The organism is Pseudomonas sp. SZ57 (assembly GCF_009495975.1).
GTDB lineage: Bacteria > Pseudomonadota > Gammaproteobacteria > Pseudomonadales > Pseudomonadaceae > Aquipseudomonas > Aquipseudomonas syringae.
This window is the reverse complement of sequence record NZ_WIBD01000010.1, coordinates 1-15,601: the sequence shown is the minus strand read 5'-3', so window position 1 is coordinate 15,601 and position 15,601 is coordinate 1. Positions and strand designations below refer to the sequence as shown.

Below are 15,601 nucleotides of genomic sequence, written 5' to 3'. Positions count from 1 at the left end.
TTTGAAATTAAAACAAAACTAAAACCAAATAGCCGTCATTGAATTTTACCCAATTTCAACTATATAAAATTGCATTCGTGTATTTTACCTTTCAGCAACTTTTCTGTTTGTCACGCACGCCTTGAATGAACTGTCAGCGGCCCTGAGCTGCTGACTTGCCTGTTTGCCTGTTTCATATTTCTGTTTGGAGATTCTCCCGATGGCCAGCCCCCTGCTGCCTGTTGTTGCCGCTTTACTGATGTCCCTTGCCGCCCTCCCGGTGTCTGCCGCTGACAGGCAGAACCCGCTGCCATCCACGTCGAGCGAGCGCCGCGCAGAAGTCGCCGCACAGCGTGAGCAGATCACCGGTGCCGACGCTGCCGTACAGAAAACGCCCAGTGGCGCGCAAACGGTGGTGGATGCACCGATCGACACTGCGGACGCGCCTGCCGGCAATGAAGACCACTGAGTGACCCACTGACTGCAACCGATCAACCTATGAATGACGTAAGGAATAACTCCGTGTCCATGATCAAACAAGGCCTGGGCCTGAGCCTGTTGGCGCTCGGTATCGCCCAGGCAGGCAGCGTATTCGCTGTCACGCCGATGACCGGCAATGAAGTGGAAGCGCGCGTAGGCGCGATGCTGGACAACATGACGCAATCGGAAAAAATCAATTTTTCGCGCGTTGACGACGGCCGCATGATTCCGAAGCTGGACAAGTTCAACCTACAAGGCACGGTCGCCTATGACTCGGCCATGGGCGTACTGGTCGGCGGCAAGACGTTCGGTGCGCAGTACCCTTCCCCGTCAGCACTCGCGGCCACCTGGAGCATTAACCGGGCCAAGGAATTCGGTCTGGCCATCGGCTACGAAACCCGCATCGCAGGCGGTCAGCAGATGCTGTCGCCGGCCATCAACCTGTACCGCACGCCGTTCAACGGTCGGGCGGCTGAGTACATGAGCGGCGAAGATCCGTTTCTCGGCGCAGTACTGGCACCAGCCGTCACCAACGGTATCCAGGTTCAAGGCATCCAGGCGGCCGCCAAGCATTACCTGATGAACGAGCAGGAAGCGAACCGTCATTATCTGGATGTAAAGATCGACGAACGGGCGATGCAGGAGCTGTACCTGCCGGGCTTCGAGTCGCTGGTCAAGAACTCGAATATCGCCTCGATCATGTGCGGCTACAACAAGATCAACGGCGAATACGCGTGTGAAAACCATCACCTCATCACCGATATCCTCAAAGGCCAATGGGGCTTTCAGGGTAACGTCATGAGCGATTTCAACTCGGTTCAGGACGCCTTCAAAGGCGCATGGGCCGGCACCGATATCGACATGCCCAGCGGTCTTCAGTTTACCGAAGCCAAACTGCTGCCTTACGTCTGGAATGGTCAACTGCACCAGAACGTGATCGACGACAAGGTGCGCAGGAACCTGAGAGCGCTGGTCAGCTACGGCTTTGACAAGGGGATCAACAAGGCGCAGCCACTGGAGCATCGTGAATACGGTCAGCTGGCGGCCTTGAACGTGGCCAGAGAATCGATCGTCCTGCTGCGCAACGAGCCAGTGGACGGGCAGAAACCTCTGCTGCCCCTGTCCAGAAACGCGAAGATCGCCGTGATTGGCGACATGGCCATGCAGCCGCCGACCGCGCCGTTCGGCACCGCCTATTCGGCGCCGGCCAGCTATGTCACCGAAGTGAGCGGACTCAAGCAACTGGCGTCTAACCCGTCCAACGTGGACTACCTGCCACAGATGAGCCTGAACCCCAAATCATCGGTCTGGTATCAGCCAGGCAGTGACCAGCAGGCGATCAGCAACACCGGCGTAAAAGCCGAGTACTACGCCAACACCTCGCTGTCCGGCGACCCTGTGGCAACCCGCATCGAGCCGGGCGTCAACCTGGACTGGATTACCAGTACCAACGTGACCGATAACGGTGCCAGCACAGTCAACGGTTATACCCCTGCGCCAGGCGCCTTCTCTGCCCGTTTCACCGGCAAGATCAAACCGACGATCACCGGGCCCCAGGTGTTCAAGGTCCGTGCGGACGGCCCTTACAAACTCTGGATCAACGATGAGCTGGTGCTTGAAGATGAAGGCACGCAAGTCTCGTTCGACCTGATTCCAGTCGTGCCGCGCACCGTCAAGACACCGAATCTCAAGGCCGGCAGCGAATACAACGTGCGCCTCGAATACCGCCGGCTCAAGGGCAACTTCACCCCGGTACTGGGCGGCATGAATGGCGTGCAGATGAGCTGGGCAGCGTTGCGTCCACCAAAGAACCTGGGGGATTACGACGCTGTCGTGGTAGCCGCCGGCAACAACTTCGAATACGAGGGTGAGTCGCTCGATCGTCCGTTCGAACTGCCGCAATTCCAGTCCGAGCTGATCGGTTTCATTCAGAAAGCCAACCCGAAAACCATCGTGGTACTGCACGGTGGCGGTGGCATGGACATGCAGCCGTGGGCTGACAAGGTAGCCGCTTCTCTGCACGCCTGGTATCCAGGGCAACAGGGCGGCCAGGCACTGGCAGAGATCCTCTTCGGCAAGGTCAATCCGTCGGGCAAACTGCCGATCACGCTGGACAAGAAGGCGCAGGACAATCCGAGCTATGCATCGTACTCGAACCCGGTGCCGTACTATTTCAGCAGCCCTAACCCGCCTGTCGAAATGAGCTACAGCGAAGGCCTGTACATGGGCTATCGCGGTTACGACAAGAAGCACACCAAACCGCTCTACCCATTCGGTTTCGGGCTTTCGTACACCACCTATGCGTATAGCGATCTGAAGCTGTCGAGCAACGTGCTGGCACCGGGCGCGACCATTCAAGCGTCGTTCACGGTTACCAACACGGGTGACAAGGCCGGTTTTGAAGTGGCTCAGTTGTACGTGCAGCCTTCCAAGCCGCTGGTTGATCGTCCAGAGAAAGAGCTGAAGGGCTTTTCCAAGGTTTACCTGAAGCCTGGCGAAAGCAAGACCGTGACCATTGCGCTGGACTCGCGCTCGTTCGCGTACTACTCAGCCAACTCGGTGAGCTGGAACGTTGACCCTGGCAAGTTCAAGGTGCTGGTGGGCAAGGACTCGGAAAACCTGACGCTCGACCGCACGGTTGTAGCGCTGTACCCGGAGCAATTGACCACTCGCGACTCCAACCCGCTGCCGATCCCCCTGCGCAAGGCCGTACAGGTCAAGGCAGAACAGGCTTACTAAGCAACATTCATCCCAAGCAACATTCCCAAGCCAAAGGCATCGGTGGTCGACAGGACCACCGATGCCTGCCTGGCCAATGCTCGCAGCTCAGCGTGCAGCCAGATCCCGCGCCAGTCGTTCGAGAAACCTGGCAAACCCCTGCTCTATCTGCACATCCCCTGGCGATCGAAGCCATTGAATCTGCATGCCGTCCATCATGGCGGCTATCTCCAGGCTGATCTGCCTTGCGTCAATATCCGCTCGAACTTCGCCTTCCTCGACCAGCAACTTCAGATGCGCCTGAAGATGACCGTGCACAATTGCAAAACGCTCGCTGAACCAGCGGTGTGCAGGATGCGTGACCGACAGACTTTCAGTGTTGATGATCATCAGCGCCTGGCTGACCGCGGCGTCTTCGATACTGAAACTCATGACCTGCTTCAGAAACGACAGGAACCCCTGCAGAGAAGCGACCTGATCGGCATCCTGCAGCCGGCCGGCAATGTACTGGTCGCGATGTTCGAGAACAGCCTGCAGCAGCACCAGTTTGGTCGGGAAGTGGTGCAGCAGGCCGACCTGAGAAAGACCTGCCACCTTGGCAATGTTGGTCAGCGAGGCGCCGGCATACCCATCCCGAGCGAAGAGGGTCATGGCCGCCTTGATGATTTCGGCCTTGCGCACCTCGCCCTTGGGCAGGCGACGTTTGGCTGCAGGCTGCTTGGCTGCGGTGGGTGTACCGGGACTGTTTGCATCGATGGACATACGAAGGGCACGTTTCGCATAACGAAAGGGTAAATCCTAGCATGTGCTCCGCAGACCCCCTGAAAAAAGGCTGCTCCGCAAGCACAATTCGCATCAGGTCATGAGCATGTGCGCAGCCTGCAAACAAAGTTGTTCCCCTGGCCTGACGCCCTCTAAAGAAAGCCGCCCAAAGGCCGATGAATACCCGGGCAAACCGCCGCGCCTTGAACATACTTTCTGAATCAGCTCAGGACACGATGGCTGCTTTAAATGCCTGATCCGTCGAAACCCGATTCGTCGGCAGGTGTCCACTGACACAGCCACTGCGGTGTAGTCAGGAGAGGAAGTGAGTTCAAGCGCAGCAATGACTGTATGGTGATCGACATAGGACGACGCACATCAGGTGCAGCCTGCCGAGGGCGAACGGGCAAATGCAGAGCTGACTAACGAGCGGATTTCAACGTGCAAAGCAGGCCACCGGCAAGTGCCCGCCCATGCCAAACATAACGTGTGAGCGGGAGGCGCTCTGAAAGACCTGACAAGAGAAGAGCTTGAAACGCAGATCGTGGACCTGCGCAGAATGCTTGAAGAAGCCGGCATCGACGCCGCAACGAATACCCGTCGACCCGCAGCCGTCGGCCGCGAGGCACGCCAGCGCGCAGTCTTTGACAGCGCGATGGATTTCGCCATGATCCTGACCGGTCGCGACGGCATCATTACCGACTGGAACCCGGGCGCAGAGCAGGTTCTGGGCTGGACCCAGGATGAGATGGTTGGCCAGAGCGCCGAACGTTTCTTTACGCCCGAGGACGTGGCCAACGATCGTATCGAGCATGAAATGCAGCTTGCGCTGAGCGTAGGCCGGGCATCGGACGAGCGCTGGCACCTGCGCAAGGACGGTCAACTGTTCTGGGCATCAGGCGAAATGATGCCGCTTTACGATGAAAAGCATACGCACCTCGGCTTCGTGAAGATCCTGCGCGACCGCACCCCCGAGCATCTGGCGGGCCGCGCGACCGAAGAAGCCCAGGAACGACACCGGCTCGCTGCCAAAGCGACCAATGACGCGATCTGGGATTGGGACTTTGCAGCCAATCTGGTGCTCTGGAACGACGCGCTGGAAGAGGCCTACGGCTACCCGCTGGCAACCCTGGACAACTCCGGTGACTGGTGGATCGGCCAGATCCATCCCGACGACCGCACCCGCGTGTACAACTCCATTCATGCCGTGATCGACGGCAATGGCACTGCCTGGACGGACGAATACCGCTTTCGTCGTCTGGACGGGTCCTATGCCGACGTACTGGACCGTGGCCACGTGATACGCGACATCGACGGTCAGGCGGTGCGCATGATCGGCGCAATGCTCGACATGTCGCAGATGCGCAAGGCCGAGACCGCGCTGCGCCAGAGCGAAGAACGCTCAAGGGCGATGCTGGAGACCATCGAAGCCGCATTCGCCATCATTCAGGTCAAGTTCGATGCCGATGACAGCCCGGTGGACTACCGCTTCATCGAGGCCAACCCCGCCTTTGAACGTCAGGCCGGCGTCGATCTGCGCGGCAAGTGGGTGACCGAGTTCGCGCCGGACCTGGAACGGTTCTGGTTCGAAGCCTACGGGAATGTCGCCAAAACCGGTGAGCCAGCCAACTTCGAGAACTATGCCAAGGCTTTCGAACGCTGGTTCGAAGTCAAGGCGGTGCGTGTCGGTGAGCCGGCTGATCGACAGATTGCGGTCATCTTCAGCGATGTGACCGCGCGACGCGACGCCGAGGAGCGCTTGCGCACCAGCGAGGCCGTCGCGCGTGAAAACATCGACCGTGTTCAGCTCGCCCTGGCCGCTGGTGCAATCATCGGCACCTGGCACTGGGACTTGCCGACCGATCGCTTTACCGTCGATGAAGCCTTCGCCAAGGCCTTCGGTCTGGACCCCGCGCTGGGCCGTGAAGGTTTGAGCCTGGAGCAAGTCATTGCCACTGTTCACCCGGAAGACAAGCAAGGCCTGATCCATGCGATCAATGCGGTCATCACCAACGGGCGTGTTTACGCCCACCAGTACCGCGTTCGTCGTAATGATGGCATTTACTACTGGATCGAAGCCAACGGCCGGGTCGACCGAGCCGATGATGGCACGCCACTGAGCTTCCCCGGCGTGCTCATCAACGTTGACGAACGACGCGCCGTGGCAGCCGAACGCGACCGTGCCACTGCCGCGCTGCGGGCCCTCAACGACACACTTGAGCAACGCGTGGCAGCGCGCACCACCGAGCTCATGCAGGCCGAAGAGAAACTGCGCCAGTCACAGAAAATGGAAGCGGTCGGGCAACTGACCGGTGGCCTGGCCCACGACTTCAACAATCTGCTGGCAGGCATTTCCGGCGCTCTGGAACTGATGGGTACCCGGATCGAGCAAGGCCGCTGGGGCGAGGTCGACAAGTACATCGTGACGGCCCAGGGTGCGGCCAAACGTGCAGCAGCCCTGACGCACCGGCTGCTGGCCTTCTCTCGCCGCCAGACCCTGGACCCGCAGCCGACCGACGTGAACAGGCTGATGAAAGGCATGACCGACCTGATCCAGCGCACGGTCGGCCCCAGCATCGTGGTCGAGACCCTGGGGGCCACGGGGCTGTGGCCAACCTTGGTCGATGCCAGCCAGTTGGAAAACGCGCTGCTGAACCTGTGCATCAACGCCCGCGATGCCATGCCGGACGGCGGACGCATCACCATCGAGGCGAGCAACCGCTGGATCGACGGCGATGTGGCACGCGCACACGATATGCCTGAGGGCCACTATCTGTCGCTGTGCGTGACCGATACCGGCACCGGCATGACACCTGATGTCATCGCCAAGGCATTCGACCCCTTCTTCACCACCAAGCCCATTGGCCAGGGCACCGGGCTGGGTCTGTCGATGATCTACGGGTTTGCCAATCAGTCTGGCGGACGCGTGCTCATTCAGTCGGAGGTCGGCAAGGGCACTGCGATATCACTGTACCTGCCCCGCTACGAAGGTACTGCGGCCAAGGACGAAGGCGATGTGCACAAGGCACCGTTCGAGTTCATCCAGTCCGGGGAAACCATCCTGATCGTGGACGACGAACCCACGGTGCGCATGCTGCTCATCGATGCCCTCGGCGACCTGGGCTATACGCTGATCGAAGCCGCCGACAGCCTGGCCGGCCTCAAGCTGCTGCGTTCGGATGTGCATATCGATCTGCTCATCACTGACGTGGGTTTGCCGGGCGGCATGAACGGACGACAAATGGCTGATGCCGGACGCGAGGTACGCCCGCATCTGAAGACCCTGTTCATCACCGGCTACGCGGAAAACGCCGCCATCGGTGACGAACAGCTCGGGCCAGGAATGCGCGTACTGACCAAGCCGTTTGCGATTGAAGCGTTGGCCGCCAGAGTCCAGGAACTGATGAGCGCCTGAGTAGACGGCCCGGTGCAACCCTGCCCCGGGCCGTCAACATTGAGCGCTGCGCAAACCCGGTGCTAACATGCGCGACCGCCATGCAGGCAAGGGAATAACCGGGTCATGAGCAGTATCCGCGAGCGCAACAAAGAACTCATCCTGCGCGCTGCCAGCGAGGAATTCGCCGACAAGGGCTTCGCCGCCAGCAAGACCAGCGATATCGCAGCCAAGGCCGGTGTGCCCAAGCCCAACGTCTATTACTACTTCAAATCCAAGGAAAACCTCTATCGCGAGGTGCTGGAAAGCATCATCGAGCCCATTCTGCGTGCCTCTACGCCCTTCAATCCCGAAGGCATACCTGCCGAAGTCCTCAGCCGCTATATCCGTTCGAAAATCCAGATTTCCCGCGACCTGCCCTTCGCCTCGAAAGTGTTCGCCAGCGAAATCATGCATGGCGCCCCGCACCTGACAGCGCAGCAGATCGAACAGCTCAATGGCCAGGCACGGCACAACATCGAATGCATCCAGGCCTGGATCGACAGCGGACAGATCGCCCCGCTCGACCCTCACCACCTGATGTTCACTATCTGGGCGGCGACCCAGACCTACGCCGATTTCGACTGGCAGATCGCAACGGTCACCGGCAAGGCAAAACTGCAGGACGCCGATTACGAGGCGGCAACGCAGACCATCCTCAGGCTGGTGCTCAAGGGCTGCGAGCCGGACAGCTGAACCCACCCTGCTTTGCTGCAGACGCAAAAAACCCGCCGAAGCGGGTGGTTTTGCAACATGACCATTCCGACATCCTGTCAGTAGCCTCCTGGCAATGGTCGATCCTCCCTGATCACTGCGGCGTTCCTTCGCTGCAGCTGTTGAATTGGATCCTACATTCCCTCAGGGTCCGTCGATAGAGCCAATCGCGCCTGTTGCTGTAAGCCTTTCGCCATACCGGCGTACGCCGTTAAAAAGTGTGACCGACCGCTCATGTTTGATCATGATCCGCCGAGATGCTTGAAAGACCCCGAATCGCGCGCTGTGCGGATCGGGGTGATCAGAAGAAAAATAATGCAAGGGAAGCCGATCATGGGTATGCGCAGTTTGTCCATCAGTCTCCGTCTGTGGCTGATTCTTGTCGTTTCAGTGCTGATGCTCTTCGTCCTCTCGGCGACGCTGCTCAGGCAGCTGCATAACGACCTGTACCAGGCCAAGGCCGAGAAAACCATGCATGTGGTGCAGACCGCCAGCGGCATCCTCTCGTTTTATCAGGGGCTTGAAGCCGCAGGCGGCATGACCCGAGAGGCTGCGCAACAGCAGGCTTTGAAAGAGATAAAGAGCCTGCGTTACAGCCAGAGCGACTACTTCTGGATCAACGACCTGCGCCCGGTGATGATCATGCACCCCACCAACCCCAAGCTCGAAGGCCAGGATCTGTCGACCATCAAGGACCCGGACGGTTTTGCGGTGTTCAACGAAATGGTCACGCTGGTCAAAGCCAAGGGTGCCGGGATGGTGAATTATCGCTGGCCCAAGCCCGGTGCCAGCGAGCCGGTGAAAAAGACTTCCTACGTGCAGCTGTTTCAGCCATGGGGCTGGATTCTGGGGTCTGGCGTATACGTCGATGACGTCGCGGCCGAGTTCAAGACCCAACTGTGGAACGCCGGGATGTTCATCGCCGGCATCGTGCTGATCATGGTCTTGCTGCTGGTCACGATCGTGCGCAGTATCGTGCGTCCGCTCAGAGCGGCGGTCGGTGCGATGGCCAGCATTGCCAGTGGCGAGAGTGATCTGACCCGCACGCTGGAAACCCATGGCCGGGATGAAATCACCGAGCTGGGTACGCACTTCAATGCCTTTGTCGCCAAGCTGCGCAATGTCGTCGGTCAGTTGCAGCACTCGGCCGTGGCGCTGGGCCAGGCCTCGACTGATCTGGGCAGCGATGCCGAACAGTCGCAGAGCCGCAGCGAGAAGCAGTCGCAGCAGATGGACCTGGTAGCCACTGCGGTCAACGAAGTGACCTACGGCGTGCAGGACGTGGCCAAGAACGCTGAACATGCCGCCAGCGAAATGCGCGATGCCGAGTCGCAGGCGCAGCAGGGTCAAATCAATATCGATAACAGCCTGCGCCAGATCGAACACCTCTCGAGCACCATCGGTCAGGCCGTGGAAGTGATGCAGAGTCTGGCCAGCGAGAGCACGCAGATCGGCAGCGTACTGGAAGTGATCAGTTCGATTGCCGAGCAGACCAACCTGCTGGCGCTGAACGCCGCCATCGAAGCAGCGCGGGCCGGCGAACAAGGCCGCGGCTTTGCCGTTGTAGCCGACGAGGTGCGCCTGCTGGCCCAGCGTACGCAGAAGTCGACCGCAGAGATCCAGTCAATGATCGAACGCCTGCAAAAGCATTCCGATGCCGCGGTCAAGGTGATCGGCGACAGCAGCCGCTCCTCGCAACTGACCATCGAGCAGGCCAATCAGGCCGGCCAGAGCCTGACCTCCATCAGTCAGGCGCTGCGCAACCTCAACAGCCTGAACGCTTCGATCGCCAGCGCCACCCTGCAGCAGACGCACGTGGTGGATGACATCAACCAGAACGTCACCCAGGCCGCGCAACTGTCCCAGAGCACAGCACTGGCCGCCGAACAATCGACTTCGGCCAGTCTGCATCTGCGAGGTTTGAGCGAAGAGTTGAACACCTTGCTGAAGCAGTTCCGGGTTTAAATGTGCATGGCGATGGGCGGGCGCACGGAACCTCGTGCGCCTCTTGTTGCCTGAGACCTGCTTATTCAACCGCTCATTAGTTGCTTATTAAATTGCAGGGGGTCACATGCGCACACTGGAACTGGCAGGCAGAACCGTACCAGTGCTGGGTCAGGGCACCTGGCACATGGGTGAAAAAGGGCATCAGCGCTCGGCAGAAATCGCCGGTCTGTGCCTCGGTATCGAACAGGGCCTGACCCTGATCGACACCGCCGAGATGTACGCCGATGGCGCTGCCGAGGAAATTGTCGGGCAAGCGATCGCCGGACAGCGGGACAAGGTATTCGTGGTCAGCAAGGTCTACCCCCACAACGCCAGCCGCGCCGGTATTCCGACCGCGTGCGAAGCCAGCCTGCGGCGCATGAACACCGACTACATCGATCTGTACTTGCTGCACTGGCCCGGTCAGTACCCGCTGACCGAGACGGTCGAGGCATTCGAGCGTCTGCGTGAAGCGGGCAAAATCGGTGCCTGGGGTGTTTCCAACTTTGACGTGCCGGACATGATCGAACTCAACAACCCGCGTTGTGCTACCAATCAGGTGCTCTACAACCCGGAGCAACGCGGCATCGAGTTCGACCTGATGCTGTGGAGCGCAGACCGTCATCTGCCGTTGATGGCGTACTGCCCGATCGGCCAGGCTGGCGATCTGCTCTACCACCCTGCCCTGCATGAAATCGCCAAGCGCCACGATGCAACACCGGCACAGATTTCTCTGGCGTGGGTGCTGCGTCAGGACAACATGATCGCCATTCCCAAGGCGACCAACCCGGAACACATTCGTCTGAACATCGCTGCCGAGCAGATTCGTCTGACCGAGCGCGATCTGGCCGATATCGATCTGGCATGGCCTGCGCCCACTCGCAAGGTGCCGCTGGCGATGGTCTGATCGCTGTCAATGCCATAGCGAGCTGTCGATTGACTGAACGGCTGCCCACGCAGCCGCTTGCCGATATGACAGATGACACACCCGGCAACAAGCTGTCACAAATATGAAATAACGCCTTGTCATCATGCGGCCTTCGCCTCCCTGCCCGGGCCAGGCCGCACGTGGACAGCCATGAACCACAGTATCGCTCACCACCATCAGGACTCCGACCTTTTCGGTCTGCTCTACGGCTTCCGTTTTCGCCACGGTGAAAGTGGCCAGGAAATCGGTTCGGCCGCCGCGCTGGATTACCTGCAAAACCCTCCCGAAGAAAACGGCTTCATCTGGCTGCACCTGAACCTCTCGCACGCGGCCTGCGAGCGCTGGATGAAAACCCAGCTGGACCTTCCGGAAGAATTTTTCGAAGCCTTGCACGAGGGCTCGCGCTCGACGCGGATCGAGCACGTGGATACCACGCTGCTGGCGGTCGTCAACGATGTGGTGTTCGACTTCAACAGACTCTCGACTGACATCTCCACCTTGTGGGTCTGTGCCCGCCAGCGTTTGCTGATCACCGCCCGGCTGCAGCCGCTGCGTTCGGTGGACAAGCTGCGCTCGGCGGTCAAGCGCGGCGAGCAATTCGACTCACCGCTGGAACTCCTCGCCCACCTGCTGAGCGACCAGGGCGAAGTGCTGACGCAGTTCCTGCGCAAGACCAGCGTCAACGTCGACCGCATTGAAGACCAGTTGCTTTCGCAGCGACTGAGCAACAATCGCTCCGAACTCGGCGCCATGCGCCGGGTGCTGGTCCGTCTGCAACGCCTGCTGGCGCTGGAACCCGGTTCGTTGATGCGCCTGTTGCACAAACCTCCGCAATGGCTGCGCGAGCAGGATGTTCAGGCATTACGTCAGTCCATCGAAGAGTCCTCACTGGTGATCAACGACCTTACGGCACTGGGCGAGCGCATCAAACTGTTGCAGGAAGAAATTGCCGCCAACCTCAACGAACAGAGCAGCAGAACCCTGTTTACCCTGACCGTGGTGACTGTTTTGGCCTTGCCGATCAACATCGTTGCCGGCTTTTTCGGCATGAACGTGGGGGGCGTTCCGCTGGCGTCCGACCCTGAGGGCTTCTGGATTCTGGTGGCACTGGTCGCGACCTTCACGCTGGTCGCCGGGCGCTGGGCGTTCCGCAAACGCGGCGACTACTGACTCAGCAAACGCACTCGCCGGTTGTCAGAAAACCGGCGCAAAAGCGCAATCAATTGTTACATGTCTCACCGCTGTCACATTTTGCAATGACCATGTCAATATTCTTTCAATCCAGGACTGCGAACATGGCTACAAACGCACTGTCTCCGGACGCTCTCGGCAAGGCGAGCCTGTCAGCGAGTCAATTCGGTCGCAAGCCCAGCCGAATGACCATGATACTTTTCTTCACGATACTCATCGCAGGCTTGCTGTTCACCGGCTACAGCCTTAAACAGGACGTTGACGACATGGGCACGGTGGTCACCACCTGGACCCCGTTCGTGCTGTTGGGTGTAGCGTTGTTGATCGCGCTGGGATTCGAATTCGTCAACGGCTTTCATGACACGGCCAACGCGGTCGCGACGGTCATCTACACCCACTCCCTGCCGCCCGGCTTTGCCGTGGTCTGGTCGGGCTTTTTCAATTTCCTCGGCGTGATGTTTTCCAGCGGTGCGGTGGCGTTCGGCATCATTGCCCTGCTGCCAGTCGAACTGATCCTGCAAACCGGCTCATCGGCAGGCTTCGCGATGATCTTCGCGCTGCTGATCGCGGCGATCATCTGGAACCTCGGCACCTGGTGGCTGGGTCTGCCGGCTTCCTCGTCACACACGCTGATCGGTTCGATCATCGGCGTCGGCATCGCCAACGCCCTGATGCACGGCCGCGACGGCACCAGCGGTGTGGACTGGTCGCAGGCCACCAAGATCGGTTACTCACTGCTGCTCTCGCCACTGGTGGGTTTCGGCTGTGCCGCGTTGCTGTTGCTGGCCATGCGCATGTTCATCAAGAACCGTGCGTTGTACAAAGCCCCGGAAGGCAATGCGCCGCCACCGTTGTGGATTCGCGCCATGCTGATTGTGACCTGCACGGGCGTTTCGTTCGCGCACGGCTCCAACGACGGGCAGAAAGGCATGGGCCTGATCATGTTGATTCTGGTCGGCACCCTGCCGATGGCTTATGCGCTGAACCGCACCATGCCCGCCGAACAGGCTACCCAGTTCGCTGCCGTGGCTGAAGTAACCCAGCAGGCGCTGATCCGCAGCGTCCCTCAACCGGCGCCCGGGGATGCGCGCAAGACGCTGTCGGATTACCTGGTCAGCAAGGAGGCAAGCCCTGAACTGATCCCTGCGCTGGCGGTGATGGCGGGCAAGATCGGCGATCAGGTCGCCAGTTATGGCTCACTGTCGAAGGTGCCTGCCGAGGCTGTGACCAACGTGCGTAACGACATGTACCTGACCTCGGAAACCATCCGCCTGATGGAGAAAAACAAGGTCGGCGATTTCGACGCGAACACCAAGACCAAGCTTGAGGCGTTCAAGGGGCAGATCGACAGTGCCACGCGGTTCATTCCGACCTGGGTCAAGATTGTCGTAGCCATCGCCTTGGGGCTGGGCACGATGGTCGGCTGGAAGCGTATCGTGGTGACTGTGGGCGAGCGCATCGGCAAGACGCACATGACTTACGCTCAGGGCGCGTCGGCAGAGGTCGTGGCGATGTTCACGATCGGCGCGGCGGACATGTATGGGCTGCCGGTATCCACAACCCATGTGCTGTCTTCCGGCGTGGCCGGTTCGATGGTCGCCAATGGCTCGGGTCTGCAAATGCGTACCCTGCGCAATCTGGCCACGGCCTGGGTGCTGACCCTGCCGGCGGCGATCCTCTTGTCAGGTTCGTTGTACTGGGTGTTCAGCAAGCTGTTCTGATGCCTGCTGCGTCCGCCCCCCCTTTGACTATCGTGCCGACGCTACGCGTCGGCATGCCGTTCGTGACGCTCTGCGTCACACAGCGGTTCCATGACATCAGGTAGATTAGAGTTCGACTCAAGTCACCTTTTCGCCCCTCGGCGAGTTACTTTGATGAGGCCAAAGTAACCAAATGTATGGTCAGCCCACCCCCTGCAATCGCAGTTCGATGAGCGGTAAAGCATGCTTGCGCTAATGTATCCGGGCTCATTCTGGGCCATTTCGCTGCCCGGCCCTTGATGAGTATTCGCCGCCTTACTGTCCTCAAAAGCCTTAAAGCCTCGAAGGCTGCTTTGGTTATCAGGTTCTCAGTCAGGCCATGAGCTGTTTATCGTCATCATCACTGCGTCGCAAAAGCTGGTATGTCTATTTTCTACTCAGATCATTGATGCGTTGTAAGTGCTACCTCGTCTGAGCAACGCCCATACGATTCTTGCCAGCTTGTTCGCTAAAGCACATGCCACCTTGTTCGGATGCTTGCGTGCCAACAAGTCTCTTACCCACTGCCCAAGGGCATCATCGCGGCGTTCTATTCGAATCATGAGCGCTCGAGAACCTTGCACCAGCAGGGTTCGCAGGTGCCTGTCACCTCGCTTGCTGATACCCAGCAATACGGGTCTCCCGCCTGTAGAGAACTGTCTGGGAACCAGCCCCAGAAAAGCGGAAAGGTCTCGTGAGGCTCGAAAATTGGAAGCGTCACCCAGATCCGCTACAAATGCGCTGGCGGTAATAGGACCAATGCCAGGAATCGTCATCAAGCGTGTACCAGCATCGTCTTGCGCCAGTTGCTGCTTGATTTGCGCATCACAGGCCTTTATTTCGGTATCAAGGCGATGAATATCCTCCAGCAAATGCTCCATGACCCTTTTGAACTGCAGCGGCAGGTCGCTACGTGAATCGTCAATCAGCTCAGGCACTTTGGCGATCGCTGCCTTGGTGGCTGGCAAGGCAACTCCGAACTCAAGCAAAAAACCATGCACCCTGTTGATGGCTTCAGTACGGTGGCAAACCAGTGACTCGCGAAGACGATGTTGTACAGAAAGTACCTGCTGCTCCACAGTCTTAACGGCAACGTAATGAGTACGCGGTCTGGAGGCCGCCTCGCATATAGCTTCGGCATCGATGAAGTCATTCTTGTTGCCCGTCACGTAGGGCTTCACATGTTGCGGAGCAATCAACTTCACCCGGTGCCCCAGCGAGGCGAGTTTCCTGGCAAGCCAGTGAGAGCCACCGCACGACTCCATTGCAATGGAGCAGGGTTCAATCTGAGCCGCAAACTGCAGAAGGCGATTGCGATTGAAGCACTTGCGTAATACTTGGTGGCCGCCTGCATCATGGCCTATGAGGTGAAAACTATTTTTACCAATGTCGATGCCTAAGAGCTTGAGGCCGTTTTTCATGAGTGATCTCCTCGACGTTAGAGAGAAACCCGGAAAGTGTAGACACTCCGGGTTTCTCGGATCGGGCTGACCATCTCATTAGCCTTTCGCTCCGGTTTCCGGCCCGACTTCGTCGGGTTCCTTCGCCCTGTCACTGATCCGGGGGTCGCCGGATCAGCGCCAGGACTCATCCGTCACTTACGTCGCACTCTGCGTCGTCTGTGCCATCGCGGTTGAAAAGCACTGCGTTGGCAGCGGCTGCGAGTAACGC

At 59.2% G+C, this 15,601-nt stretch carries 10 protein-coding genes; 8 read left to right on the top strand and 2 right to left on the bottom strand.

Features of this window, described 5'->3' with window-relative positions; translation table 11 throughout:
- The first annotated feature begins 199 nt into the window (after nucleotides 1-199).
- Together GE543_RS12450 and GE543_RS12445 are read left to right on the top strand one after the other, a co-directional pair.
- Nucleotides 200-448 carry a hypothetical protein gene (locus GE543_RS12450; RefSeq protein WP_032702751.1) on the top strand — a complete coding sequence of 83 codons (249 nt, stop codon included), beginning with the start codon at nucleotides 200-202 and terminating at the stop codon, nucleotides 446-448.
- 59 nt (nucleotides 449-507) lie between these two features.
- Nucleotides 508-3,198 carry a glycoside hydrolase family 3 protein gene (locus GE543_RS12445; RefSeq protein ID WP_178118606.1) on the top strand — a complete coding sequence of 897 codons (2,691 nt, stop codon included), beginning with the start codon at nucleotides 508-510 and terminating at the stop codon, nucleotides 3,196-3,198.
- An 87-nt stretch (nucleotides 3,199-3,285) separates the two neighbouring features.
- On the opposite strand, the gene GE543_RS12440 is transcribed toward GE543_RS12445, so the two are convergent.
- Complete coding sequence (locus GE543_RS12440; protein WP_153221555.1) at nucleotides 3,286-3,939, bottom strand: TetR/AcrR family transcriptional regulator; 654 nt, start codon at nucleotides 3,937-3,939, stop codon at nucleotides 3,286-3,288.
- A 559-nt stretch (nucleotides 3,940-4,498) separates the two neighbouring features.
- On the opposite strand from GE543_RS12440, the gene GE543_RS12435 reads away from it, so the two are divergent.
- From GE543_RS12435 to GE543_RS12410, 6 genes are all read left to right on the top strand, one after another.
- Nucleotides 4,499-7,354 (top strand): PAS domain-containing protein, encoded by a 2,856-nt coding sequence (locus GE543_RS12435; protein ID WP_153221554.1) that lies wholly within the window; start codon nucleotides 4,499-4,501, stop codon nucleotides 7,352-7,354.
- Nucleotides 7,355-7,459: 105 nt separating this feature from the next.
- On the top strand, nucleotides 7,460-8,068 hold the full coding sequence (locus GE543_RS12430; RefSeq protein ID WP_153221553.1) for a TetR/AcrR family transcriptional regulator: 609 nt from the start codon (nucleotides 7,460-7,462) through the stop codon (nucleotides 8,066-8,068).
- 351 nt (nucleotides 8,069-8,419) lie between these two features.
- Complete coding sequence (locus tag GE543_RS12425) at nucleotides 8,420-10,051, top strand: methyl-accepting chemotaxis protein (protein ID WP_153221552.1); 1,632 nt, start codon at nucleotides 8,420-8,422, stop codon at nucleotides 10,049-10,051.
- Nucleotides 10,052-10,157: 106 nt separating this feature from the next.
- Nucleotides 10,158-10,979, top strand: coding sequence for an aldo/keto reductase (locus GE543_RS12420; protein ID WP_003315245.1), 822 nt, complete (start codon nucleotides 10,158-10,160; stop codon nucleotides 10,977-10,979).
- Nucleotides 10,980-11,150: 171 nt separating this feature from the next.
- Nucleotides 11,151-12,170, top strand: a complete 1,020-nt coding sequence (locus tag GE543_RS12415) for a transporter (protein WP_003415784.1) — start codon at nucleotides 11,151-11,153, stop codon at nucleotides 12,168-12,170.
- A gap of 125 nt (nucleotides 12,171-12,295) precedes the next feature.
- A complete protein-coding gene (locus GE543_RS12410; RefSeq protein WP_003415783.1) occupies nucleotides 12,296-13,912 on the top strand; it encodes an inorganic phosphate transporter in 1,617 nt (538 codons plus the stop codon).
- Between the two features lie 416 nt (nucleotides 13,913-14,328).
- Here the strand turns inward: GE543_RS12410 and GE543_RS12405 are convergent, their stop codons facing one another.
- The gene (locus tag GE543_RS12405) at nucleotides 14,329-15,351 is read right to left on the bottom strand and encodes an IS110-like element ISPsy7 family transposase (RefSeq protein ID WP_153221551.1); all 1,023 of its coding nucleotides are present in this window, start codon (nucleotides 15,349-15,351) and stop codon (nucleotides 14,329-14,331) included.
- Nucleotides 15,352-15,601 lie beyond the last annotated feature (250 nt).